At 69.6% G+C, this 22,740-nt stretch carries 20 protein-coding genes; 10 read left to right on the forward strand and 10 right to left on the reverse strand.

The genetic code is table 11. The features are described from left to right. Positions 1–41 precede the first annotated feature (41 nt). A complete protein-coding gene (locus tag ABD655_RS01175) occupies positions 42–617 on the reverse strand; it encodes an NADPH-dependent FMN reductase (RefSeq protein WP_344710818.1) in 576 nt (191 codons plus the stop codon). 259 nt (positions 618–876) lie between these two features. Between ABD655_RS01175 and ABD655_RS01180 the strand changes: the two genes are divergently transcribed. From ABD655_RS01180 to ABD655_RS01190, 3 genes are all read left to right on the forward strand, one after another. Further along, a complete protein-coding gene (locus ABD655_RS01180) occupies positions 877–1,761 on the forward strand; it encodes an ABC transporter ATP-binding protein (RefSeq protein WP_344710820.1) in 885 nt (294 codons plus the stop codon). 2 nt (positions 1,762–1,763) lie between these two features. After that, complete coding sequence (locus tag ABD655_RS01185) at positions 1,764–2,882, forward strand: ABC transporter permease (protein ID WP_344715628.1); 1,119 nt, start codon at positions 1,764–1,766, stop codon at positions 2,880–2,882. A gap of 148 nt (positions 2,883–3,030) precedes the next feature. Then, complete coding sequence (locus tag ABD655_RS01190; protein WP_344710822.1) at positions 3,031–3,618, forward strand: nitroreductase family protein; 588 nt, start codon at positions 3,031–3,033, stop codon at positions 3,616–3,618. Positions 3,619–3,716: 98 nt separating this feature from the next. Here ABD655_RS01190 and rraA read toward each other — a convergent pair whose 3' ends face one another. Continuing rightward, entirely contained in the window at positions 3,717–4,196 is a 480-nt protein-coding gene (rraA, locus tag ABD655_RS01195; RefSeq protein ID WP_344710824.1) for a ribonuclease E activity regulator RraA, read from the reverse strand. An 83-nt stretch (positions 4,197–4,279) separates the two neighbouring features. Between rraA and ABD655_RS01200 the strand changes: the two genes are divergently transcribed. After that, positions 4,280–5,443 carry an acyl-CoA dehydrogenase family protein gene (locus ABD655_RS01200; RefSeq protein WP_344710826.1) on the forward strand — a complete coding sequence of 388 codons (1,164 nt, stop codon included), beginning with the start codon at positions 4,280–4,282 and terminating at the stop codon, positions 5,441–5,443. 42 nt (positions 5,444–5,485) lie between these two features. On the opposite strand, the gene ABD655_RS01205 is transcribed toward ABD655_RS01200, so the two are convergent. Then, the gene (locus tag ABD655_RS01205) at positions 5,486–6,013 is read right to left on the reverse strand and encodes an ArsR/SmtB family transcription factor (protein ID WP_344710829.1); all 528 of its coding nucleotides are present in this window, start codon (positions 6,011–6,013) and stop codon (positions 5,486–5,488) included. 57 nt (positions 6,014–6,070) lie between these two features. Here ABD655_RS01205 and ABD655_RS01210 point away from each other — a divergent pair, with 57 nt between their 5' ends. The 4 genes from ABD655_RS01210 (at position 6,071) to ABD655_RS01225 (ending at position 10,737) form a co-directional block, all read left to right on the forward strand. Beyond that, entirely contained in the window at positions 6,071–7,477 is a 1,407-nt protein-coding gene (locus ABD655_RS01210; protein WP_344710831.1) for an MFS transporter, read from the forward strand. 290 nt (positions 7,478–7,767) lie between these two features. Then, positions 7,768–8,901: a type III polyketide synthase gene (locus tag ABD655_RS01215; protein ID WP_344710834.1), complete on the forward strand. Its 1,134-nt coding sequence runs from the start codon at positions 7,768–7,770 to the stop codon at positions 8,899–8,901. Next, positions 8,898–9,599, forward strand: a complete 702-nt coding sequence (locus tag ABD655_RS01220; RefSeq protein ID WP_344710836.1) for a methyltransferase domain-containing protein — start codon at positions 8,898–8,900, stop codon at positions 9,597–9,599. The genes ABD655_RS01215 and ABD655_RS01220 overlap by 4 nt, the downstream gene beginning before the upstream one ends. Then, the gene (locus ABD655_RS01225; RefSeq protein WP_344710838.1) at positions 9,592–10,737 is read left to right on the forward strand and encodes an FAD-dependent oxidoreductase; all 1,146 of its coding nucleotides are present in this window, start codon (positions 9,592–9,594) and stop codon (positions 10,735–10,737) included. The genes ABD655_RS01220 and ABD655_RS01225 overlap by 8 nt, the downstream gene beginning before the upstream one ends. 64 nt (positions 10,738–10,801) lie before the next feature. Here ABD655_RS01225 and ABD655_RS01230 read toward each other — a convergent pair whose 3' ends face one another. From ABD655_RS01230 to ABD655_RS01245, 4 genes are all read right to left on the reverse strand, one after another. Next, complete coding sequence (locus ABD655_RS01230; RefSeq protein WP_344710843.1) at positions 10,802–11,668, reverse strand: UbiA family prenyltransferase; 867 nt, start codon at positions 11,666–11,668, stop codon at positions 10,802–10,804. A gap of 13 nt (positions 11,669–11,681) precedes the next feature. Next, positions 11,682–12,152: a hypothetical protein gene (locus ABD655_RS01235; protein WP_344710848.1), complete on the reverse strand. Its 471-nt coding sequence runs from the start codon at positions 12,150–12,152 to the stop codon at positions 11,682–11,684. Between the two features lie 259 nt (positions 12,153–12,411). Next, a complete protein-coding gene (locus ABD655_RS01240) occupies positions 12,412–14,619 on the reverse strand; it encodes an ATP-dependent Clp protease ATP-binding subunit (RefSeq protein WP_344710850.1) in 2,208 nt (735 codons plus the stop codon). A gap of 102 nt (positions 14,620–14,721) precedes the next feature. After that, complete coding sequence (locus ABD655_RS01245) at positions 14,722–16,386, reverse strand: SulP family inorganic anion transporter (RefSeq protein WP_344710852.1); 1,665 nt, start codon at positions 16,384–16,386, stop codon at positions 14,722–14,724. Positions 16,387–16,537: 151 nt separating this feature from the next. Here ABD655_RS01245 and ABD655_RS01250 point away from each other — a divergent pair, with 151 nt between their 5' ends. Continuing rightward, positions 16,538–18,133: a M20/M25/M40 family metallo-hydrolase gene (locus tag ABD655_RS01250; protein ID WP_344710854.1), complete on the forward strand. Its 1,596-nt coding sequence runs from the start codon at positions 16,538–16,540 to the stop codon at positions 18,131–18,133. Positions 18,134–18,200: 67 nt separating this feature from the next. Here the strand turns inward: ABD655_RS01250 and ABD655_RS01255 are convergent, their stop codons facing one another. From ABD655_RS01255 to ABD655_RS01265, 3 genes are all read right to left on the reverse strand, one after another. Further along, positions 18,201–19,220: a GlxA family transcriptional regulator gene (locus ABD655_RS01255; protein WP_344710856.1), complete on the reverse strand. Its 1,020-nt coding sequence runs from the start codon at positions 19,218–19,220 to the stop codon at positions 18,201–18,203. A gap of 259 nt (positions 19,221–19,479) precedes the next feature. Continuing rightward, positions 19,480–20,679: a glycosyltransferase gene (locus ABD655_RS01260; RefSeq protein WP_344710858.1), complete on the reverse strand. Its 1,200-nt coding sequence runs from the start codon at positions 20,677–20,679 to the stop codon at positions 19,480–19,482. A gap of 6 nt (positions 20,680–20,685) precedes the next feature. Then, the gene (locus ABD655_RS01265; RefSeq protein WP_344710860.1) at positions 20,686–21,906 is read right to left on the reverse strand and encodes a glycosyltransferase; all 1,221 of its coding nucleotides are present in this window, start codon (positions 21,904–21,906) and stop codon (positions 20,686–20,688) included. A gap of 195 nt (positions 21,907–22,101) precedes the next feature. Between ABD655_RS01265 and ABD655_RS01270 the strand changes: the two genes are divergently transcribed. Next, positions 22,102–22,710 (forward strand): hypothetical protein, encoded by a 609-nt coding sequence (locus ABD655_RS01270; protein ID WP_344710863.1) that lies wholly within the window; start codon positions 22,102–22,104, stop codon positions 22,708–22,710. Positions 22,711–22,740 lie beyond the last annotated feature (30 nt).

Here is a 22,740-nt window from a genome sequence, read left to right on the forward strand (position 1 = left end):
GCGCCGTGCGGGAGTTGTACGCCGTCCGAAACCGATCGGACCTACGCGGCGGCCGCAACCCGCTCGGTCGCATAGCGCTCGACGAGCGCGCCGAACGCCTCGAGGTACGCGACGAGGAATGCCGCGGTGGAGTCGTCCGTGACCTCGCCGGTCTCGGAGAACAGCCCGGGCGTGGACTGGACGTAGCCCTCGGGCTGGCCCAGCGTCGGGGCGTTCATGTGGCTGAGGATCGCCTTGAGGTGCTGCTGTGCCGCCGCGGTCGCGATGCCACCGCCGGAGGTGCCGATGACGGCGGTCGGCTTGCCACTGAAGGACGCCTGGCCGTACGGGCGCACCGACCAGTCCAGGGCGTTCTTGAGAACACCGGGGATCGAGCGGCTGTACTCGGGGGTCACGATGATGACGCCGTCGACGTCCGCGATCGCCTGCTTGAAATCGAGCGCCACCTGGGGGAAGGCGGCGTCGTGGTCGGGCGAGTAGAAGGGGAGGTCGGCGATGGGGATTTCGACCAGGGTGGTGCCCTCGGGGGCGAGACGTTCCAGGGACTTCGCCAGGCGGCGGTTGATCGAGGTGCTCGAGATGCTTCCGACGATGTAGCCGATGGTGCGGTCGCTCATGGGTTTCCTTCCAGACAAAGGGCAGCCCCCGGTGCGGGGGCCACCGTGGACGTTCCATCCCGATGCAAGGACGGCGCCCTCGGATGTATTCCCGTGCATCGGCTTCGCGGGTCGCGGCGCGGTCTCCCCCGGGCGGCGGAGCTGCCGGCGACGAAACCCACCCCCGGGGGGATGCCGGGTGCCGACGGTCTCCGTAGCGTTGTCCTCGATGCGGCGTGCGCCGCCCGTGGACAGCCGAGTGGAAAGACGGGGAACCAGGATGCTGGAACTCAGAGGGATCACGAAGAGCTATGGCGGGAGGAGGGTGCTGGACGACGTGTCGTTCGACGTACGGCCCGGCCGGCTCACCGGATTCGTCGGCGGCAACGGCGCCGGCAAGACCACGACCATGCGCATCGTCCTGGGCGTGCTCGCCGGAGACGGTGGCACGGTGACCCTCGATGGCACCCAGGTCACCGCGGCGGACCGTCGTCGATTCGGGTACATGCCCGAGGAGCGCGGTCTGTACCCGAAGATGAAGGTGCTCGAGCAGATCGTCTACCTCGCCCGGCTGCATGGCTATTCGAAGCCGGACGCCACCGGGAGAGCCCGGCTCCTCCTCGAACAGCTCGGCCTCGGCGAGCGCCTCGGCGACAACGTCGAGACCCTCTCTCTGGGTAACCAGCAGCGCGCGCAGATCGCCGCGGCGCTCGTGCACGAACCGCAGGTTCTCATCCTGGACGAGCCGTTCTCGGGCCTGGACCCCCTGGCCGTGGATGTCGTGGCGGGCGTCCTCCAGGAGCGTGCGGCGCGTGGCGCGGCCGTCCTGTTCTCCTCGCACCAGCTGGACGTGGTCGAGCGGCTCTGCGACGAGCTCGTCATCATCTCCGCGGGCGAGATCCGCGCCGCCGGCACGCGCGATGCCCTGCGCGCCGAGCATTCCCGGCGCCGTTACGAGCTCGTCTCGGCCAGCGACGCCGGATGGCTGCGCGACGAGCCGGGAGTCGAGGTCCTCGAGTTCGACGGCGGCTACGCCGTGTTCGAAACTGACGGTGAGCAGACCACCCAGCGTGTGCTGCGCCGCGCCGTCGCGCAGGGCGATGTCGCGAGCTTCGCGCCACAGCATCCGACGCTCGCCCAGATCTTCAAGGAGGTCATCCAGTGACCGTGCACACCAGCCCCTCGCCCGCGCGGGCGGGCGCCCCCAGCGCACCAAGCACCGCCCAGAGCATCGCGCTGGTCGCCGAGCGCGAGATCGCCTCGAAGCTGCGCAGCAAGGCGTTCGTCATCTCCACCGCCATCCTGTTCCTCGGTGCCCTCGCGCTGGTGGTGTGGGGCGGCTTCTCGGCGGGGAACACCTCCGGCACGCCGGTCGCGGTGACCAGCGACGCGGTGCAGTTCGTGCCGGAGAGTGCGAACTTCGAGATCACCGACGTCGCCGACCGCGCGGATGCCGAAGCCCTGGTCGCGTCGGGCGACGTGGATGCGGCGATCGTGGCCGACTCCTCATCACCGCTCGGGTTCACGGTCATCGCCGATTCCGAGGCGCCGACGCAGCTGATCCTCACGCTCGCCCAGGTACCCCCGGTCGAGTTGCTCAACCCCGATGACACCAACCCGGCGCTGCGGTATCTCGTCGCGATCGGCTTCGGCATCGTCTTCTTGCTCGCGGCATCCCTGTTCGGCGGCACGATCGCGCAGAGCGTCGTGGAAGAGAAGCAGACCCGGGTCGTCGAGCTGCTCATCTCGGCGATTCCGACCCGCGCCCTGCTGGCCGGCAAGGTCGTGGGCAACACGATCCTGGCGATGGGGCAGATCCTCGTGCTCGCAGCGGTGGCGATCATCGGGCTGACGGTAACGGGGCAGGGTGCGATCCTGCAGGGCCTCGGAGCGCCGATCGCCTGGTTCGCGGTGTTCTTCCTGTTCGGCTTCATCCTGCTCGCGTCGCTGTTCGCCGCGGCCGCCGCCATGGTGTCGCGCCAAGAGGACATCGGATCGACCACGACTCCGCTGACCATGCTGATCATGGCGCCGTACTTCCTGGTCATCTTCTTCAACGACAACCCGACGGTGCTGGCCGTCATGTCGTACGTGCCGTTCTCCGCACCCGTCGGGATGCCGATGCGCCTGTACCTGGGCGAGGCGCAGTGGTGGGAGCCGATCCTGTCGCTCCTCATCCTGATCGCCACGTGCGTCGCCGCGATCCTGATCGGCGCGAGGATCTACCAGAACTCGCTGCTGCGGATGGGCGCCCGCGTGAAGCTGCGGGACGCGCTGCGCGGCTGACGAACGTGAGCGTTGGATGCCTCCGCCACTGCGGCCGGGGCATCCATCATGTCGGCGGCAGCGTTCCGGGGAATATATTCGAGCGAATAAGGTTGACTCTGAGGGCCAATGGCGACCCACCCCCCGAATCGCAACACGTGAGGTCGCCATGACAACCACCCTGCACAGCCGCTCCGCCGACACGAACGCCCCCGTGCTCGACGTGTTGAGCGCGCGCTGGAGCCCGCGCGCGTTCGCCGGGGACGCTCCTATCGACGAGGCCAAGCTCGCGAGCGCCCTCGAGGCCGCGCGCTGGGCGCCGTCGGCGGGCAACAGCCAGCCCTGGCGCTTTCTGGTGGCTCGTCGCGGCAGCGCCGCGCACGACACCATCCATGACGCGCTCACCGGGTTCAACCGGGTGTGGGCCGACAAGGCGGCGGTGCTGATCGTGGCGATCGCCCAGACCGCGGACGACGCGGGCCGCCCGGCGGCCTTCGCCTCCTACGATCTCGGCCAGGCCGTTGCGCACCTGAGCGTTCAGGCGCATGCGGACGGACTCTACGTGCACCAGATGGGCGGCTTCGAGGCCGACGTGCTGCGTGAGCGGTTCGGCATCGGGTCGAACCTCGCGCCGGTCACCGTCATCGCCCTCGGCGAACTCGGCGACGCCGCGGACCTGCCCGAGGCGCTTCAGGAGCGCGAGTCGGCGCCGCGCGTGCGTCGACCGCTGTCCGACAGCATCCTCATCGACGCGTGAGAGCCGCGACCGCGGCCTGAGGCCCGCGCAGGGGCTGAGGCCCCGCAGAGCTGGGGCCGCGCGCCGCTGAGGCCCCCGCCGGGCTGAGGCCCCGCGCCTCAGCTCTCCTCGGGCCGCTCCACCAGCACGCCGTCCGCATCGGCCCATACGTGCCGGCCCGGCGTGAACGCGACCCCGGCGATGACGATCGGCACATCCACCTCGCCCGTCCCGTCTTTCGCGCTCTTTCGCGGATTGCTCCCGAGCGCCTTCAGGCCGATGGGCAGAGTGCGGATCGCCGCACGATCGCGAACGGCCCCGAAGACGATGATCCCGGCCCAGCCCTGATCGACAGCGGATGCCGCGATCACATCCCCGACGAGGGCCGACTCCAGCGATCCGCCGCCGTCGATCACCAGCACCGCGCCGTACCCCGGTCCGGCCAGGACCGCCTTGACCAGCGCATTGTCCCGATGGCACCGCACCGTGCGGATCGGGCCGTCGAATGCGGTGCGTCCGCCCAGGTCGTGCAGCTGGAGTGCCAGCGAGTTCAGCGCGTCCCCGCGCTGGTCGTACAGGTCCGCAGTCGCGATCGTCATGACGACCACGCTAGCCAGTCAGCGCTCGCCCGCGCTCAGATCGTTGTTGTTTTAAATCATTGAACTTCACTACAATGTCTCCCATGGCCAGTGTCGCTCTTCCCCGCACGATCTTCGGCGAGTACCACGACGAGTTCCGTGACGTGGTCCGCCGCTTCGTCGAGCGCGAGGTCACCCCCCACCTGGCCGCGTGGGGCGAGGCAGGACGCGTCGATCGGGACCTCTTCCGCAAGGCGGCCGAGACGGGACTGCTCGGAATCACCGCTCCCGAGGAGTTCGGCGGCGGCGGCATGGATGATTTCCGCTTCAATGCGATCGTCATCGAGGAGTTCGCTCGCGCCGGAGCGAGCGATGTGTCGATGTCCATCAGCGGCGAGAACGATCTCGTCGCGCCGTACTTCACCAACTTCGGCACCCGGGACCAGAACGAGCGCTGGCTCGCCCCGATGCTCGCCGGAGAGAAGGTCGGCGCGATCGCGATGACCGAGCCCGGCACGGGATCCGACCTCGCCGCGATCACGACCACGGCGATCCCGGACGGCGACGCTCTCGTGCTCAACGGCGCGAAGACGTTCATCTCGAACGGCCTGCTCGCGGACTTCTTCATCGTCGCCGTCCGCACCGACCCGTCCGCGGGCCGGAAGGGCATCAGCATGCTGATCGTCGATGCCGACGCTGCGGGATTCACCCGGTCCGGACCGCTGAAGAAGATCGGCCTGCCCGCGCAGGACACGGCGGAACTGTTCTTCCAGAACGTGCGCGTTCCCCGGACGAACGTGCTCGGCGGTGAGGGCGAAGGATTCACGAACATGCGCCGCAACCTCGCGATCGAACGTCTCAGCATCGCCATCACGTCGATGGCGCGCATGCGCGCGACCTTCGAGCAGGCACTCGCCTACGCCGGCGAGCGCCGTGCCTTCGGCGAGCGCATCGCCGACTTCCAGGCCAACCGCTTCTACCTCGCCGAGCTGGCGACCGAGATCGAGGTGACGCAGACCTTCATCGACCGCTGCATCCTCGATGCGTCCGGCCACGAACTGGATGAGATCACCGCGGCGATGGCCAAGTGGTGGGCGACCGAACTGCATCAGCGGGTCATCCAGCGCGCCCTGCAGCTGCACGGCGGATACGGCTTCATGCGCGAATACGCCGTCGCCCGCGACTACATGGATTCCCGGGTCGCCACGATCTTCGGCGGCACGACCGAGATCATGAAGGAGATCATCGGGCGCCGCCTCACCCGCTGAGCGCCGCACGCGAACGTTCGGCCGGGCTCGGCTCCGAGCGGCTCAGCGCGAAGCCGGCGGGTTCAGATCGGGGTGCAGGGCGGTGAAGAGCGAGTACGGCTGGCCGTCCGGGTCCGGTCCGCGCTCCTTGAACTCCCTGATCACCTCGTACAGGCGGTGCGTGAGCTCCTCCCGGTGCTGGTCGTTGATCTTGAGCCCGAGCCATGTGGTGTCGACGTCATCCGGCGGCAGGCCCGCGATCTGCTGCAGGAAGGTCTCGACCATCACCAGCGACCCGCCCGGCATCGACGTGCGCCAGGACAGCCCCGTCGCCCGGTACGGCACCTCCCGCGCGCCCTGAGCGCCGATGCGATCGGGATCGGCCGCGAGGAACCCGGTCTGCACGAGGGTGCGGACGTGGTGCAGCATCGTCCCCGGGTTCACGCCGAGCAGCTCGGCGAGCTCCTTGTTCGTGCGGGATTCGAATGCGCACAGGCGTAGCACGCGCAGTCGCGTCGCGGAGCTGAGTGCGCGGATCCGAGCCCGCGCAGCCGGATCGTCCTCGTGCAGGACGATCCGCTCTTCGGTCATGGCGTCAGCCTAACTCGGTGATTGACATTCCTCAATCAGTGTCGGACACTGATTGACATGTCTCAATCAGATGCCGATGGCACGGATCGTGACGTGATCGCCGAGGCACGTGCCGAATCCGAGCGCCCCGGCGGACTGGCGGGACCGGTCAGCGAGTGGAGGAACGACGACCGAACCGGCGACACGCGGGTGACGGACTCAGGGCCGACCGCGCCGCCCCGCAGCCTGTGGCGCGACCGCAACTTCCTCACCTTCTGGAGCGGGCAGGCCTTCAGCCAGTTCGGATCGCAGATCCAGGAGCTGGCGATTCCGGTCCTGGCGGTGCTCATCCTGAACGCGACGGAGCTGCAGGTGGGCATGCTCAGCGCCGCGGGGGTGGCCGCATTCCTCGTCGTCGGGTTGCCCGCGGGCGCCTGGATCGACCGCATGCGCAAACGGCGCGTGATGATCTGGGCCGATGCGGTGCGCGCGGTCGCGCTGACCGCACTCCCGCTGCTGTGGTGGCTCGGCGCGCTGCAGATGTGGCACCTCTATGCCGTCGCCCTGATCGTCGGGGTTGCGACCGTCTTCTTCGACGTGTCCTATCAGAGCATCATCCCGTCGCTGGTGCGCCCGGCGCAGATCGCCGAGGCGAACGGCAAGCTGCAGGCCACGTACGAGGTGGCGAACATCACCGGCCCCGGAATCGGCGGGTGGCTGATCGGCATCATCGCTGCGCCCTTCGCGATCCTCACGACCGTGGGCACGTACCTGATCTCGTTCGCTGCGCTGCTGTTCACGCGTGACGATGAGCCGGAGCGTGCCCCCGAAGATCGGGCCCCGATCCTCCACGAGATCTGGGAGGGCCTGCGGTTCGTCTTCGCCGAGAAGCTGCTCCGGCGGATCGTGGGCACGACGGCGACATCGAACTTCTTCAACATGGTCTCGACGACCATGCTGCCGATCTTCCTCCTGCGGGAGCTCGGACTCAGCCCGGCCTCGATGGGCGTCATCTTCTCGCTCGGCGCCGTCGGCGGATTGATCGGGGCCGTCGCGACCCCGCACATCGTGCGATGGCTCGGCGAAGCGCGATCGATCCCGCTCAGCTCCATCGGGTTCAGCGTCGTGGCCGTCTTTCTCCCGGTTGCCGCGATGGTGCCGTCCATCGCGTTCCCGTTGCTGGTCGCGCAGGGCTTCGTCGGCAGCTTCACTGTGCTCTGGTACAACGTCACCCAGGTGACCTTCCGGCAGCGGATCACGCCGCCGCGGCTGCTCGGCCGGATGAATGCGTCCATCCGCTTCGTCGTGTGGGGCGTGATGCCGATCGCGGCGGTGCTCTCCGGCGCCCTCGGCACGTGGCTCGGAGTGGTCGCGACGATGTGGATCGGGGCCGTCGGCCAGCTCCTCGCGGCGCTGTTCGTCCTCATCGGCCCGTTCTGGTCGATGCGCGACCTGCCCGACACCGAGGCACCCTCAGCCCGCTGAACCGTCGAGCGGCCCGTCGCTTGTCCCTTCGCGTGTCCCGCCACGCACGGCCGGATGCCGCGGCATCCGCTCGTGTGCCCCGTCCCTCCCCTGTTCACTTGCCCTGTTCGTACGCGAAACGAGACGATCGGCGTACATACAGGGCAAGTGAACAGAGGAGGCGGAGCGAACGCGCAGACGATCGCACAGCCCGCGGAGCGGGGGTATCGGAAGACGGTCGATTCCCGATCGCGGGAACGCGGATCGCGCTATCCCTGTGCGCGAGCGGTGTTCCCGGCCTATCGTGAAGCATGACCGCACGCATCCTGTCGATCGGAACCGCGACACCCCCGACGACGATCGCACAGGACCGCATCCGCGACTTCTTCGCCCAACAACCCGACTGCGACCGGCTCACGCAGCGCCTCATCCGCGCGACGTTCGACGCGGCCCAGATCGAGCGGCGGCACACCGTGCTGCCCGAACTGGGCGATGCCGGAGGCGACGGCATCTTCGTCGACGCCCAGGGGATGCTGCGCTCCCCCGGCACCGCGCTGCGCAACGCGGAGTACATCCGGCTCGCGCCGGAGCTCTCCCGCAGGGCGGCGCAGGCCGCCCTCGACGAGGCGGGGGTCGCGGCATCCCGGATCACGCACGTGGTCACTGTTTCGTGCACCGGATGCTTCGCCCCCGGCCCCGATTTCCGTATCGTCCGCGACCTGGGGCTGGCACCCTCCACGGAGCGCTACCACCTGGGATTCATCGGCTGCGCCGCCGCCTTTCCGGCGCTGCGGGCAGCCGAGCGGTTCTGCGCCGCCCAGCCCGACGCCGTCGTGCTCGTCGTCTGCACGGAGCTGTGCAGCCTGCACATCCGGCCGAGCGCGTCGCCGGACCAGATCGTCTCGTCCTCGGTGTTCGCCGACGGGTCGGCCGCGGCGGTCATCACCGCCGACGCGGCCGACCGCCCCGGCCTGGACCTCGAGCGGTTCGGCACGACGCTGACCAGCGAAGGCGAGGAGGACATGGCCTGGACCATCGGCGACGACGGGTTCGAGATGGTCCTGACCGGCGAGGTGCCCCGCATCATCGGACGAGAGATCCGTGGAGCGGTCGACAGCTTTCTCGCGGGCGACGTGCCGACGGCGTGGGCGATCCACCCCGGTGGTCGCAGCATCCTGGATCGGGTTCAGGCCGGCCTCGAACTCGCCCCCGAAGCGCTGCACGCGTCGCGCGCCGTGCTGCGGGACTACGGCAACATGTCCAGCGCCACGGTCATGTTCATCCTGCGGGAGCTGCTGCGCGACGATGCGGTCCAGGACGGCGCGACCATCGCGGGCCTCGCGTTCGGCCCGGGGCTGACCGTCGAATCGGCCATGTTCACCAAGCGGATCGCCCCGGTCACGCCGGCCGCCCACGCCGAACGACACCTGGCAGTGGCGGGATGAGCCTGGCCGAACGCGACGGGGTCCTGCTCGAGCTGATGGACGACCCCGGGTGCGACCCCGAGCTCCTCCGCACCACGCTGCGGCGGTTCGAGACGATCAACCGCGTGGTGTCGGGGTGGGGGCACATCTACCGTTCCCGGATCCGGCCGTACCTCTCCGCGCTCGATCGGCCCGCGAGGGTACTGGACCTCGGTTGCGGCGGCGGCGACGTCCTGACACACCTCGCGCACCGCGCGCGGCGAGACGGCCTCACGGTCGAATGGATCGGTGTGGATCCGGATCCCCGCGCCCTCGAGGTGGCGACCACGAGGAGTTCACCGGCGGGAGCGAGCTTCCGCTGCACGGACAGCGGGAGCCTTCTGGAAGAGGGCGAATCCTTCGACCTGGTGTTGTCGAACCACGTGCTGCACCATCTGACCTCGGACGAGCTGCTGCGTTTTGCCGACGAGTCGCGTCGACTCTCTCGCGGCCTGGTCATGCACGCGGACATCGAACGCGGCCGTGTCGCGTACGGGCTGTACACGGTGTGGATCACCCCGTTCGCCCCGGGCTCGTTCCTGCGCACCGACGGTCTGCGCTCGATCCGCCGCAGCTATCGCCGGGCCGAGCTCGCCGACGTCCTGGGTGCCCCGTGGCGTGTCGAGCGGCCGTTTCCGTTCCGAGTGCTCGCCGTCGCACCCGGACTCGCCGATGCCTGATGTCGTCGTCGTCGGTGCAGGTCCGGTAGGGACGCTGCTCGCGGCCGAGCTCCTCCGTCGCGGTGTGGACGTGCGACTGCTGGAGCGCCGGCCGGCTCCCGGACTCGGCACCCGCGCGATCGGACTGCACGCGCCGGTCCTCGCCGCCCTCGAGGAGTCGGGCATCACCGAGCAGCTGCTCGCGCACGCCCGGCGCGTCCACCGCGGGGAAGCGCGCGCCGGCGAACGCGTGCTCGGGGTCGTGCGGTTCGACCGGCTCTCGACGCGCTTCCCGTTCGTGGCCACGCTGGCCCAGGCCGAGACCGAGGCGGTGCTCGGTGCGGCGGCGCCGGCCCCGGAGCGCGGTGCCGAGGTGACCGCGGTGAGGGGGCGCCCGACCGCCGTCGAGTTGACGCTCACGCACTCCGACGGTACCGACGAGGTGGCCGCCGCGCCGATCGTCGTGCTGGCCGGCGGGTGGGCCGCGCGGCCGCTGGCCTATCGCGCGGTGCCCACCACCACGTACCCCGACCGCTATCTCATGTCCGACATCAGCGTCGGGGATCGATCGGATGCCGATACCGCGATCGTCAATCTCGCGCCGGGTGGCGTGCTCGAATCCTTCCCGCTCCCGGGTGCGATGCGGCGCATGGTGGCGTGGGATGCCGCGACCGATCCGGCCGCGGATTCGGAGTCGGCGCGGGTCGCGCGGCTTCAGGCCGCCCTGCGAGCTCGGGGCGAGGCATCCGTCGCCGACGCCGTCGTCACCGCGACCGCATTCGGGGTGCGGCGCGTCATCGCCCCGCGGTTGCGGCGCGGCGGGCTGTTCGTGATCGGCGACACGGCGCACGAGGTCAGCCCCATCGGCGGTCAGGGGATGAATCTCGGACTGCTGGATGCCGTCGGCCTGGCACCGCTGCTGGCGCGGTGGATCCACGAGCGCGCCGCACCCGACGCGGACCTCGCCGTGTGGGAGCACCGTCGCGTGCGCTCGGCCGTGCGGGCGGGGCGGCTCGCCGCGGTCAACACTGTGCTCGGCCGCCCGCGACAGGGCCCGATCGATGCCGCACGCCGCACGCTCGTGCGCGGCATGCTGATGCCGCCGCTCGGGCGCGGATTCGCGTGGGCGTACGCGATGGGGCTCGACGCCGGCCCGTGACGCCGCGCCGGTCCCGGAGACGCCGCGCTTCCCGCACCTTCCCCCGCGAGTGGCGGCCGGGGGCTCAGGTCGCGAGCGCCGGACCCGTCGCAGCGAGCAGCACGCACAGCAGGAGCGACGCGAGCATCACGAGCTGGAACACCCGACGCCCGGGCGGCCGCACGAGCGCGAGTACGAGCCCGGCGATCGCGATGAGGACGACGGCGCCGAAGATCACCACGCTCACCGGCGTCGGGCCGGCTCCGAGCAGCACCGCGAGGGCACCCCCGACGAGGGCGACCGCCGCGATCACGGCCGAGACACGGCGACCGAGGCGGTGCGGCAGGCCGCGCACGCCGGTGCGGGCGTCGTCGTCGAGGTCGGGCAGAACGTTGGTGAGGTGGATCGCCACGCCGAGCGCCGCGCCGGCCGCCCACGCCCACCCGGCCGCGACGCGCGGCTCCGCGGCGGACAGCGTCACGAGGGACGGCAGCAGTCCGAAGCTGACCATGAACGGCACGACCGAGACCACCGTCGATTTGAGCCCCGCGTTGTACGACCACGCGGATGCGAGCGCCACGAGGTGGGCGAGCCCCATCGCCCAGCTCAGCAGGAACGACAGGACGAGCGACAGCAGAAGACATCCGGATGCCGCGACCCACGCAGCGCGAAGCGACACGTCACCGCGGGCGATCGGCTTGTCGGCTCGACCCGTGACCCGGTCCCGCGGCGCGTCGATCGCATCGTTGGAGATCCCGACCGAGAGCTGACCGAGGAAGATCGCGAGCGTCAGCACGACGATGCGCCAGGGCTCAAGGCCCGCGGCGACGCCGAGGGTGAGCGCAACCGCGGTCACCACGACGCTCGGGCCGGGGTGCGTCGAACGCCACAGCGCCCCGATAACCGACGGACGGCCGGACGCGATCGGCTCGCTGCGGGGTGGTTCGGTCATGACGGGTCCCCGTTCACGCGTCGACCGGGCGGCGCCACCGCACGATGCCGGCGATGCCGAGCACCACGGCGGCCAGATACGCGATGCCGGTGATGAAGGCGGCCGCGGTGAAGATCACCGCGGATGCGTCGTACGTGACCGCGCCCCCGGTCCAGGCCGTGAGGCCGGAGTCGAGGCGCCCGCTGTCCCCGGCGTCGGGGACGGTGAGCGCGCCGACGATGAGCGCTGCCCACAGGACGACGCTGGCGATGTCGTACGCGAGGCGAGTGGCCTTCGCCCTCCGGACGGTCGGGTCGAAGAGGGTCAGCACCGGCGGGAGCAGCAGCACGACGACCACGAGGAGTCCGTACACCATCCCGACGAAGCCCATCCATCCGACCTCGGCGCCCACCAGCCCGCGACCGAGGAAGAAGAACAGCGGCAGCAGCAGCGCCGCCACCCATTGGGCGACGAAGACGAAGCGGCCGGAGCGTGCGATCTGCATGCCCCGACCGTACCGCCGCACCGGCATGCGACACGAGGAACCCTCGCCTGTCACAACCGTCCCCGCGCGCGACACGTTGCGACAGCGGAACAACAGGGGGCCCCGGCCTGCCAGCCCCTCGCCTGTCGCAAACCGCCCCCGCGCGCGACATGTTGCGACAGCGGAACAACAGGGGGCCCCGGCCTGCCAGCCCCTCGCCTGTCGCAAACCGCCCCCGCGCGCGGCAGGTTGCGACAGGGGAGCAGCAGGGGCCCGGGGCTCAGTCCTCGAGGATCGCCTCGACCACGTCGTCCTCGTCCGCCGTGGGCTCGGATGCCGCGGCCGGGCCGCTGCTGGTGAGCACCAGTGTCGACCCGTCGGCCGCGACATCCACTCGCACCAGGTCCCCGTCGCGCACGCCGCCCGAGAGGATCGCCATCGCGAGGCGGTCCTGGATCTCGGACTGGATGAGCCGGCGGAGCGGGCGGGCGCCGAACACCGGGTCGTAGCCGCGCTCGGCGAGCCACGCGCGCGCGTCCGGGGTGACCGCCAGGGTGAGCCGCCGCTCGCGCAGCCGGCGCTGCAGCGCGTCCACGCTGAGCTCGACGATCTGCGCCAGATCGTCCTCGGTCAGGGCCTGGAAGATCACGATGTCATCCAGCCGGTTGATGAACTCGGGCTTGAACGCCTGGCGGACCAGCCCCTGCACGGCATCGCGCTTCTGCGCGATCGTCAGCGTCGGGTCGATCAGAGTCGCCGAACCGAGGTTCGAGGTGAGTATCAGGATGACGTTCTTGAAGTCCACGGTGCGGCCCTGACCGTCGGTCAGGCGACCGTCATCCATCACCTGCAGCAGCACATCGAACACCTCGGGGTGCGCCTTCTCGACCTCGTCGAGCAGCACGACGCTGTAGGGGCGACGTCGCACGGCCTCGGTGAGCTGGCCGCCCTGCTCGTAGCCGATGTATCCCGGAGGAGCACCGACCAGCCGCGAGACCGAGTGCTTCTCGCCGTACTCGGACATGTCGATGCGGACCATGGCGTGCTCGTCGTCGAAGAGGAAGTCCGCCAGCGACTTCGCGAGCTCCGTCTTTCCGACACCGGTGGGTCCGAGGAACAGGAAGGAGCCGGTCGGCCGGTCGGGATCGCTGATGCCGGCGCGTGAACGCCGCACGGCATCCGAGACCGCCTTGACGGCCTCCTTCTGCCCGATCAGTCGCTTGCCGAGTTCGGCTTCGAGGTGCACCAGCTTCTCGGTCTCGCCCTGCAGAAGACGGCCCACCGGGATGCCGGTCCACGCGGCGATCACGGAGGCGATGTCCTCGTCGGTGACCTGGTCGTTGACCATGCGGTCGCCCGCGGGCTCCTCGCGCTCGGCCTCGACGAGCTGGCGCTCGAGCGCCGGGATCTCCGCGTACAGCAGGCGCGACGCCTTCTCGAGGTTCCCTTCGCGCTGTGCGCGTTCGGACTCCATCCGGGCGGCGTCGAGCCTCGTCTTGAGGTCGCCGACGCGGTTGAGCGACGCTCGTTCGCGCTCCCAGCGGGACTGCAGTTCGCCGAGCCGCTCCTCCTCGCCCTTCAGATCGTCACGCAGCTTGGCAAGACGCTCCTTGGATGCCGCGTCCTTCTCCTTCTTCAACGCGAGCTCTTCGAGCTTGAGCCGGTCCACGTGGCGTCGCAGCTCGTCGATCTCCAGAGGCGCGGAGTCGATCTCCATCCGCAGCCGCGACGCCGCCTCGTCGATGAGGTCGATGGCCTTGTCCGGCAGCTGCCGCGAAGGAATGTAGCGACTGCTCAGAGATGCCGCCGCCACCAGTGCCGCGTCGGCGATGGCGACCTTGTGGTGCGCCTCGTACCGCTCCTTCAGCCCGCGCAGGATCGCGACGGTGTCCTCGACCGAGGGCTCCCCCACGTACACCTGTTGGAAGCGCCGTTCGAGCGCGGCATCCTTCTCGATGAACTCGCGGTACTCGTTGAGCGTGGTGGCCCCGATCATGCGCAGCTCGCCGCGGGCGAGCATCGGCTTGAGCATGTTGGATGCCGCGACCGACCCTTCCCCGCCACCGGCGCCCATCAGCACGTGCAGCTCGTCGATGAACGTGATGATCTTGCCGTCGGACTCGGTGATCTCCTTCAGCACGCTCTTCAGACGCTCCTCGAACTGGCCCCGGTACATCGCACCGGCCACCAGCGCGGAGATGTCGAGCGTGACCAGCTCCTTGTCCTTGAGGGACTCGGCGACGTCTCCGGCGACGATCCGCTGGGCGAGGCCCTCGACGACGGCGGTCTTGCCGACGCCCGGCTCGCCGATGAGGACCGGGTTGTTCTTGGTGCGCCGTGTGAGGACCTGACTGACGCGACGGATCTCGCTGTCGCGTCCGATGACGGGGTCGAGCTTGCCCTGGCGGGCGCGGTCGGTGAGGTTGATCCCGAACTGTTCGAGAGGGCTCTGCTGGTCCTCCTGCCCGGGCTGCTGCGTGGCGTTCATCTGTCTCCTGAGTTCTGGTACCGGCTCCGGCTGTCTTCAAAGTTGAGCCGCGTTGACTCAAGTTTATCAGAGCAGTCCGTCGGCGACAATGCCGCCGCATCATCAGCCGCGCTGCTCCTCCCGCGCGTCCGCATACGCGCGCCGCACCGTCTCGCCCACCCACTCGCTGCTGCGATACACGTTGCCCGGGCCCAGCTCCTCGGCCAGACCGCTCGTCTGCACCTGGTCGAACACGCGCTTCTCACTGATGACGAGCTTGAGCCAGGCACCGGCATCCCGTAGTTCCCGCGCGTACCGCCGCAGGACCTCGATGAGAGACAGGCCGATCTGATCCGTCCCGCGCAGCCGGATGATCACGACGGCGCCTTTCGAGTCGCGATCCACCGCGGGCAGCTGATTCTCGAAGACCGGCGCGCTCGCGAAGAAGAGGCTGCCGTACGGCTGCAGGATCACGATCTCGCCGGCCGGGATGCGCGCAGGAGGGTCGGTCTCGCGGATGCGCCCGGCATCACGTACGTGCACCTGGCGCACGCGCACCCGATTCGACTGCTGCCCGACGAACAGGATGATCCCCATGCCGACCCCGACGAGGACGGCGAACTGCAGCGGCATGACAAGCGTGAGCCCGAACGTGACCGCCATGACGGTCGTCGGAAGCGGGCCGCTCTTGATCACGGAGAGGATGCGACTGGGCTTGATGGCGCCGATGCCGATGACGATCAGCAGCCCGGCGAGTGCGGGCATCGCCACGTAGTTCACCAGATCCGAAGCGAAGAGGATCACCAGAGCCATCACGCCGCCCGCGACGACGAAGACAAGCCGTGTCTTGGCCCCGCTCGCCACGACGAGCGACGAGCCCGACATCGACCCGCCGACCGGCATCCCCTGGAACACCCCCGAGACGATGCTGCCGGCGCCCTGCCCGATGAAGTCCCGCGACGTGTTCGGGGGCCGGCCGGTCGGGGTCGGGAGGCCCGCTGACACCGCGGCGCCCTGCACCAGCCCGACGAACGCGAGCGAGAACGCCGGAATGATCAGGAACACGACATCGTCGATATTGGGAAGCACCGGCGCCGGAAGGCCGCTCGGCACGTCGACGATGTCGTCGAGCAGGAGCACGGGTGTGCCGAGCCAGATGTTCAGGAGGACGGCGAGGCCGGACCCGAGCACGACGGCGACGACCAGGCCCACCGAGCCGATCGGGGCGAGTCGGAACAGGTGGATCAGTCCGATCACCAGCAGTCCGACGGTGACCGACGCGATGCTCCATTCCGGGATGTGCAGAAGCTGGTCGACCAGCTTTGCGAGCCGGTTGCCGCCCTCGGCCGGGTAGCCGGTGAGGTTCGACAGCTGGCCCAGGATGATGTTCACGCCGACCGCGGTCACGAAGCCCGCCATGACGGCCGTCGGCACGAATCGGACGAGGCGCCCGCCGCCGAACAGGCCGGCGAGGATCATCACGATGCCGGTCATGATCGCGAGGGTGTACAGCGCGCGGTCAGGATCGGCGCGGCTCTCGAGGTCGGCGTCCGACACGATCAGCGCCATGGCGCCGGTCGCCTGCACGACCATGAACGTGCTGCTGGTGAAGAACGCGGCGCCGACCATGCCGAACAGGTACGCGTACAGGCCGGCCAGCGGATTGATGCCCGCGAGCAGACCGGCAGCCAGGCCATCCGGCACGGCCTCGACACCCAGCACCAGACCCGACACGGCATCCTTGCCGATGGTCTTGCGGGAGAAGAGTTTCCGGAGCGCGGCGCGCACGCTCACACGCTATCGAACGCCCCCGCGCGCCGACACCGGGGCCCGCATGCACCGACACCGTGACCCGCGCCAGCCCTACCCAACCGACGACACGTTGACTAACGTCGGAACGTCGGCGTCAACGAGGTCGCCGATATCCGAGAGGAGAACCATGTCGTTCACGTCCCACAAAATGGGTGCGGCGATCGCTGCCGCTGCCATGGTGGCAACCGTTGGTCTGGCATCGCCGGCCTTCGCGGTGCCCGAGGCCGATACTGTCACCAAGCTCACCAAGGCCGTGAAGATCAGCCAGGTGATGAACCATCTGAAGGAACTGCAGCGCATCGCCGACGACAACGGCGACCGCGCGGCCGGACGCCCCGGATACGCGGCATCCGTTGATTATGTGGTGAAGCAGCTCACGCGCGCCGGGTACACCCCCGAGGTGCAGGAGTTCCCGTTCACCTATGCCGAGGAGAATTCCGAGCTCACGCGCGTCGACCCCCCGACGACGTGGGTGGACGGCCAGGACTTCCTCCGCAACAACTTCGACTCCGGAAGCCCGGAGGGTACCGGCACCGGGCCGGTCGTGTCGGTCGACCTGGTCGAGCCGTTCCCCGGGGACGGTCTGAGCACGAGCGGCTGCGAGGCGGCGGACTTCGCCGGCTTCGAGCCGGGTTCGGTCGCCCTGGTCCAGCGTGGAACCTGCGGGTTCGCGGTCAAGGCGCTCAATGCGCAGGCGGCGGGTGCCGTCGCGGTCATCGTGTCCAACGACGGTCGGCCCGGCCTGGTCGGGATGATCGGCGACGCGACCGGACTCACCATCCCGGCGGTGTTCGTGGCCTCCCCCGTCGGCGAGGATCTCGCCTCGACGCCCGGCGCGGAGGTGACGGTGACCGTCGACTACTTCGCCGAGGAGCGGACCGCGTTCAACGTGACCGCGGAGACGACGACCGGCGATGACAGCAACGTCGTCATGGCGGGCGCACATCTGGACAGCGTGCAGAACGGCGCGGGCATCAACGACAACGGCACGGGCAGCGCCGCCCTGCTGGAGACCGCGATCCAGATGCAGCGCGTCAATCCGACCAACACGGTGCGCTTCGCGTGGTGGGGCGCCGAGGAGGAGGGCCTGCTCGGCTCCGAGCATTACGTCGCGAACCTGACCCCGGAACAGCAGGATGCCATCGCGCTGTACCTGAACTTCGACATGATCGGCTCGCCGAACTACTTCTACGGCGTGTACGACGGCGACAACTCGAGCGGAACGGCTCCGGAAGGGTTCATCCCCGAGGGCTCCGCGGCGATCGAGGACGTCTTCGAGCAGTTCTACCAGTCGCAGGGGCTGCCGTACCAGGACACCGACTTCTCGGGCCGCTCGGACTACGGGCCGTTCATCGAGGTCGGCATCCCGGCCGGCGGCCTGTTCACGGGCGCCGAGGAAATCAAGACCGCCGACGAGGCCGCGCTGTACGGCGGTCTTGCGGATGTCGCCTACGACCCGTGCTACCACCAGCCGTGTGACAGCCTCACCGCCGATGGGGCGGACCAGGCGCTCTACAAGGCGCTGAACAAGGCGTACAAGCAGCGGCTCACCGGGAACGTCAACCGGATCGCCTTGGACGTGAACTCCGACGCGCTGGCGGCAGCCATCATCACCTTCGCGTTCGACACATCGACCGTGAACGGCACGGCGGACACCTTCAGCGCGAAGTCGTTCGGATCCAGCGTCGACCTGAACGCCCTGCGGGACCGCTACACGCAGTAGCGGGACGCGAAGCGGCGGGGACGCATGTCGTCCTCGCCGCTTCGGCGTCGCTGCAGCGGCGAGACCGCTATGCGGCGGGAACTGCGGAAGCCATGCGCTCGGCCTCGCGGCGCTCGAGCGCCGAGCCGCCCGTCCCGATCTCGCAGCAGAAGGTGGCGCGGTAGGCGGTGGGCGTCGTGCCGAGGACGCGCGAGAAGTTCTGACGGAGGACGGATGCCGAGCCGAAACCGCACTCGTACGCGATGCGGTCCAGGCCCAGGTCGGTCTGCTCGAGCAGGCGCTGCGCGTGGATGATCCGCTGACGGCCCAGCCAGGCCGCGGGCGTCGTGCCGTAGTCGGCCTTGAACCGGCGGGCGAAGGTGCGCGGCGACATGTGCGCCTTCGCGGCGAGCTGATCGACGGGCAGCTCCATCCGCAGGTTCTCCATCATCCAGTCGGCGACCGGGGACAGCGACAGGCTCGCGACCTCGGGCAGCGGGCGTGAGATGAACTGCGCCTGACCGCCGTCCCGCTGCGGCGGCACGACCATGCGGCGCGCGATGGTGTTGGTCATCTCCGCCCCGAGCTCCTGACGCAGCAGGTGCAGACATGCATCCAGCCCCGCGGCGGTGCCGGCGCTGGTGATGATGTGTCCGTCCTGGACGTAGAGCACATCGGGATCGACGTCGATCGACGGGTACATCTGCGCCATCCGATCGGCGTACATCCAGTGCGTCGTGGCGCGGCGGCCGTCCAGGACTCCCGCCTGGGCCAGGATGAACGACCCGCTGCACACGCTGAGCAACCACGCGCCGCGGGCCGAGGCGTGACGCACGACGTCGAGCACACGCGGATCGGTGCGCCCCCACCACTCCTTGGGCGTCGGCGAGACGACCACCAGGTCCGCCTCGTAGGCGAACGTGAGATCGTTGTCGACGTTGATCGAGAAGCCGATCTTGGACTGCACGACTCCCGGCTCGGGTGCCACGATCCGGAAATCGAAGTTCGGGATGCCGTCATCCGTGCGATCCAGACCGAAGGCCTCGCACGCGACGCCGAACTCGAACGGCGCGAACCCGTCTTGGACGATGACAGCGACGGTCTTCATGTCGAACTCCTCTGAGCAAGGAACGGTCGTGGCAGTTTTCCTGCGTTGTGTGTCCATCCTGCCACTCGTGGCCGGATCACGTCAAGCGTAGCGTTTCTGCCATGTTGATGATCATTGTTGTTGCAGCCATTGCCGCATATGCGATCGGTGCATCGGTCGTCGCCCTCACCAAGGACGGCTACCACCGGGAGCCGACCGACTACACGCGACTCCCCTGAGCGCGTCCCGACCCTGACCGCCGGGCGAACGCCACCGGCAGTCAGGCCCGGGCGCGGGCGTAGACCTCCACCATTGCCGCCGTTCGCGACGACTGGCGGAAGCGCTCACGGATCGAGGGGTCCGGCGTCGGGCCCGTCCCGGTCGCGATCTGCAGCGCCGCGGTGCGCAGGGTCGCCGCAAGAGCGGCGGACGAAGCATCCGGCACCGCCCAGAAGCCCGAACCGAGCTCCGCCGCGATGTCGGGGTCGCTGACGACCGCGGGTGTGCCCAGGGCCGCGGCCTCGAACACGGTCATGCCCTGCGTCTCGAATCCGATCGAGGTCTGCACGACCGCGTCGGCCGCGGCGATGCGGCGCAGCGTCTCGGCGTACGGCAGCCGTCCCGCGAAGACGACGGATGCCGTCGGCCGCAGCCGTTCGACCAGCCTGCGCGCCGCGCGCGCCTGTCCCCCGCCCCCGATGACCTCCACATCCGCGTCGATGCCCGACTCGGCGAGGGCGTCGAGGAACGGGATCAGACGCTTCTCCGGGCTCATCCGTCCAAGCCACACGAAGCGCGGCCGGCCGGCGTCGCGCACCACGGCGCCGGCGGCGAGCGCGGCGTCCAGGACGTCGTCGTCGATCCCGTTCCACACCACATCGACGGCCCGCTCCGTCCCCATGCCGGGGGCTACACCGTGCTGCTCCAGTCGGCGCGCGAAGTGCGAGGAGGGCGCGGTGATCGCGTGGGAGCGCACGGCGAAGCCGCGCAGGTACGCCCATCCGTCGCGGCCCTTCGGTCCGAGCTTCAGGACCCGCCGCTGCCACGCGTTCAGCACCCGCAGCACCATGCCGGGGAACGGCGCGGTCGCCTCGATCCCGACATCCACGCGGTTGTGCATCGTGTGGACCACGCGCAAGCCGTGTCGGGTCGCGAAGCGATGGCCGATGAGGGCGCCCCAGAAGTCGCCTTGGACGTGGACCACATCCACCGGCGGCCGGCCGGCGAGCGCGGCATCCACGAACCGGTCGGTCCGGCGGCCCGGCCAGGACAGCGAGTACTCCCGGTCCCACGTGATCGGGATCGACGGAGTGTCGACGTACGCGTCATCGGACGCACCGGCGCGGGGGCCGTGCATCCGCGGCGCGACGACCGTCACGACGTGGCCAGCGCGCTCGAGGAAGCGACGCTGCAGCCGCATCGAGACCTGTGCCCCGCCGAGGGACTCGACGTGCTGATCGCCGAACATCACGACGTGCATCGGCGCCTATTCAGGAAGCGGGTCGCCGCGGTACAGCGCCTCGAACGTGTCGAGGGTGCGGTTGATGTCGTGGATCACGACGCCGTCGAGCGACGCCTGCTGCATGCGGAGGCGCTCCTCGGGCGCCGCGGTGAGCACGTCCGTGAGTCGTGCTGCCATCTCCTCGGCGTTGCCGGGCTCGAAGAGGTACCCGTTCTCGCCGTCGTGGACGAGGTGGGGCAGCGCCACCGCGTTCGCCGCGACGATCGGAAGCCCGGAGGCCATCGCCTCCATGGTCGCGATCGACTGCAGCTCCGCGATCGACGCGATGGCGAACAGGCTGGCGTGGCTGTACAGCGCGCGAAGCTCGTCTTCCGGCGCGTGCCCGTGGAAGTTCACGCGTGCCGCGAGCCCGAGCGATTGCGCGAGCTGCTCGAGGTTCTTGCGCTGATCGCCCCCGCCGACGAGGTCGACGTGGACATCGAGCTCGGGATCCAGCCGGGCGACCGCCTTCAGCAGCACGTCGATGTGCTTCTCGGTGGTCAGCCGGCCGACGAACAGGATGCGGTGCGCGTCCCGGGGCGTGAGGTCGGGCGCATAGTTCGAACGATCGATGCCGCAGCTGATCGGGATGACGCCGTGGATGTCGATCGTCGACTCCAAGAAGTCCGCCGCCTTGCGGGTCGGCGTGGTCACAGCGCGCGTCATGACGAACGTCCGCTTCGCGTCGGCCCAGGCGAGCTTGAGCATCACCTCGTTCAGCGCATGCGGCAGGGTCGTGAAGTCCAGGATGTTCTCGGCCATCACGTGATTGGTCGCGATGATCGGGATGCCGCGCTTGTGGGCCTCGCGAGCCAGACCCCGGCCGATCACGATGTGCGACTGGATGTGCACGACGTCCGGTTTGACCTCGTCGAGCACGCGACGGGCGTGGTGCTTCGCTCTCCATGGCAGGACGAACGTGAGCCAGTCGTGCGGAAACCACCGCCACGACGGGAGCCGATGCAGGGTCATCGGCTGACCTTCGATGATTTCGGTCGCTGTCCCCCGCGTCCAATGCGTCGCGCTGGGGGCCATGACGTGCACATCGTGACCACGCGCCACGAGGCCGGCGGCCAGGCGCTCGGCGAAGCGCGCGGCACCGTTGACGTGCGGGGCGAAGGTGTCGGCGCCGATCACGACGGTGAGGGGTCGGTGAGCGTCGGGCTCGGTGGCGCGGGGATCGTCGGGCGTCTCGGACGGGGTCACGGGATGCTGGTTGCCTAACTCTGCGCTGGGGGCGGGTCGCACGGGTCGGTGCATGCGCAACTCAATCGTAGCCGAGGGGCCCACCCGTCGCCCGGAAGAGCGCATCCGGCGCGGGCACCTCGCCCCTGGTCGGGCCGGTTCGCTGTCTCGCACGGACGGACGCGGACGCGTGTTCCCACCTCGTACGCTGGATGCATGCCCCGACTTCAGGCTGATGCCGATCCGAAGCGCTGGGTCGCCGTGACCGGCTCCCTGGTGTTCGGCGGTCGCCGGCACCGCAAGGCCGCGATCCGGATGCTGCTCGACCAGGCGAACCGTGCGCTCGGCGTGGCCGGTCCCGCGGATTCGACGTCGCGACGTCCGGGCGGCTTCGCGGCATGGGCGATGAGTCAGGCGACCCCGTTCCTGATGCGCCGGGCGGCGGGGCGCGTACTCGTCTGGGTGTGGAAGGCCGACCCGGAGCTGCTGGTCGTCATGGCCCAGGTTCAGGAGGCCACGGCGCAGCTCCGCGCGGCGCGCGCCACGATGCCGATGGAGTACGACGACACCGAGTCGTTCCGCGGCAGCTACCTGGGCATGGGAGAGAAGCTCGCGATGCCGCTTCCCCAGGATCAGCGCACCCCGCCTTTCGCGACGTACACGTGGGACACCGGCGCGCATTTCGTGACGGTCACCGCCGTGTGCAGCGACCGGGAGCGATTCGGCACGGTCCTCGGTGCCGTGGACGAGCTGGCGCGCACCCTTCGAATCGTGGACGACGTCGCGCTCGGAGAGTCGTCCCAGGTCCTGCGGCTCGATCCCTGATCCCTTGCACCGCCGACCGCAGCGGCGCCG

Origin of the sequence: Microbacterium terregens, assembly GCF_039534975.1 — a bacterium.
Lineage (GTDB): Bacteria > Actinomycetota > Actinomycetes > Actinomycetales > Microbacteriaceae > Microbacterium > Microbacterium terregens.

What these genes read in the sequence shown, in the direction of transcription:
- ABD655_RS01190 (WP_344710822.1), top strand. Translation starts at nt 3,031, where the DNA reads ATGACAACCACCCTGCACAGCCGCTCCGCCGACACGAACGCCCCCGTG.
- rraA (WP_344710824.1), bottom strand. Translation starts at nt 4,196, where the DNA reads ATGACGATCGCGACTGCGGACCTGTACGACCAGCGCGGGGACGCGCTG.
- ABD655_RS01220 (WP_344710836.1), top strand. Translation starts at nt 8,898, where the DNA reads ATGAGCCTGGCCGAACGCGACGGGGTCCTGCTCGAGCTGATGGACGAC.
- ABD655_RS01235 (WP_344710848.1), bottom strand. Translation starts at nt 12,152, where the DNA reads ATGCAGATCGCACGCTCCGGCCGCTTCGTCTTCGTCGCCCAATGGGTG.
- ABD655_RS01240 (WP_344710850.1), bottom strand. Translation starts at nt 14,619, where the DNA reads ATGAACGCCACGCAGCAGCCCGGGCAGGAGGACCAGCAGAGCCCTCTC.
- ABD655_RS01260 (WP_344710858.1), bottom strand. Translation starts at nt 20,679, where the DNA reads ATGCACGTCGTGATGTTCGGCGATCAGCACGTCGAGTCCCTCGGCGGG.
- ABD655_RS01230 (WP_344710843.1), bottom strand. Translation starts at nt 11,668, where the DNA reads ATGACCGAACCACCCCGCAGCGAGCCGATCGCGTCCGGCCGTCCGTCG.
- ABD655_RS01215 (WP_344710834.1), top strand. Translation starts at nt 7,768, where the DNA reads ATGACCGCACGCATCCTGTCGATCGGAACCGCGACACCCCCGACGACG.
- ABD655_RS01270 (WP_344710863.1), top strand. Translation starts at nt 22,102, where the DNA reads ATGCCCCGACTTCAGGCTGATGCCGATCCGAAGCGCTGGGTCGCCGTG.
- ABD655_RS01180 (WP_344710820.1), top strand. Translation starts at nt 877, where the DNA reads ATGCTGGAACTCAGAGGGATCACGAAGAGCTATGGCGGGAGGAGGGTG.
- ABD655_RS01210 (WP_344710831.1), top strand. Translation starts at nt 6,071, where the DNA reads ATGTCTCAATCAGATGCCGATGGCACGGATCGTGACGTGATCGCCGAG.
- ABD655_RS01200 (WP_344710826.1), top strand. Translation starts at nt 4,280, where the DNA reads ATGGCCAGTGTCGCTCTTCCCCGCACGATCTTCGGCGAGTACCACGAC.
- ABD655_RS01225 (WP_344710838.1), top strand. Translation starts at nt 9,592, where the DNA reads ATGCCTGATGTCGTCGTCGTCGGTGCAGGTCCGGTAGGGACGCTGCTC.
- ABD655_RS01175 (WP_344710818.1), bottom strand. Translation starts at nt 617, where the DNA reads ATGAGCGACCGCACCATCGGCTACATCGTCGGAAGCATCTCGAGCACC.
- ABD655_RS01205 (WP_344710829.1), bottom strand. Translation starts at nt 6,013, where the DNA reads ATGACCGAAGAGCGGATCGTCCTGCACGAGGACGATCCGGCTGCGCGG.
- ABD655_RS01255 (WP_344710856.1), bottom strand. Translation starts at nt 19,220, where the DNA reads ATGAAGACCGTCGCTGTCATCGTCCAAGACGGGTTCGCGCCGTTCGAG.
- ABD655_RS01250 (WP_344710854.1), top strand. Translation starts at nt 16,538, where the DNA reads ATGTCGTTCACGTCCCACAAAATGGGTGCGGCGATCGCTGCCGCTGCC.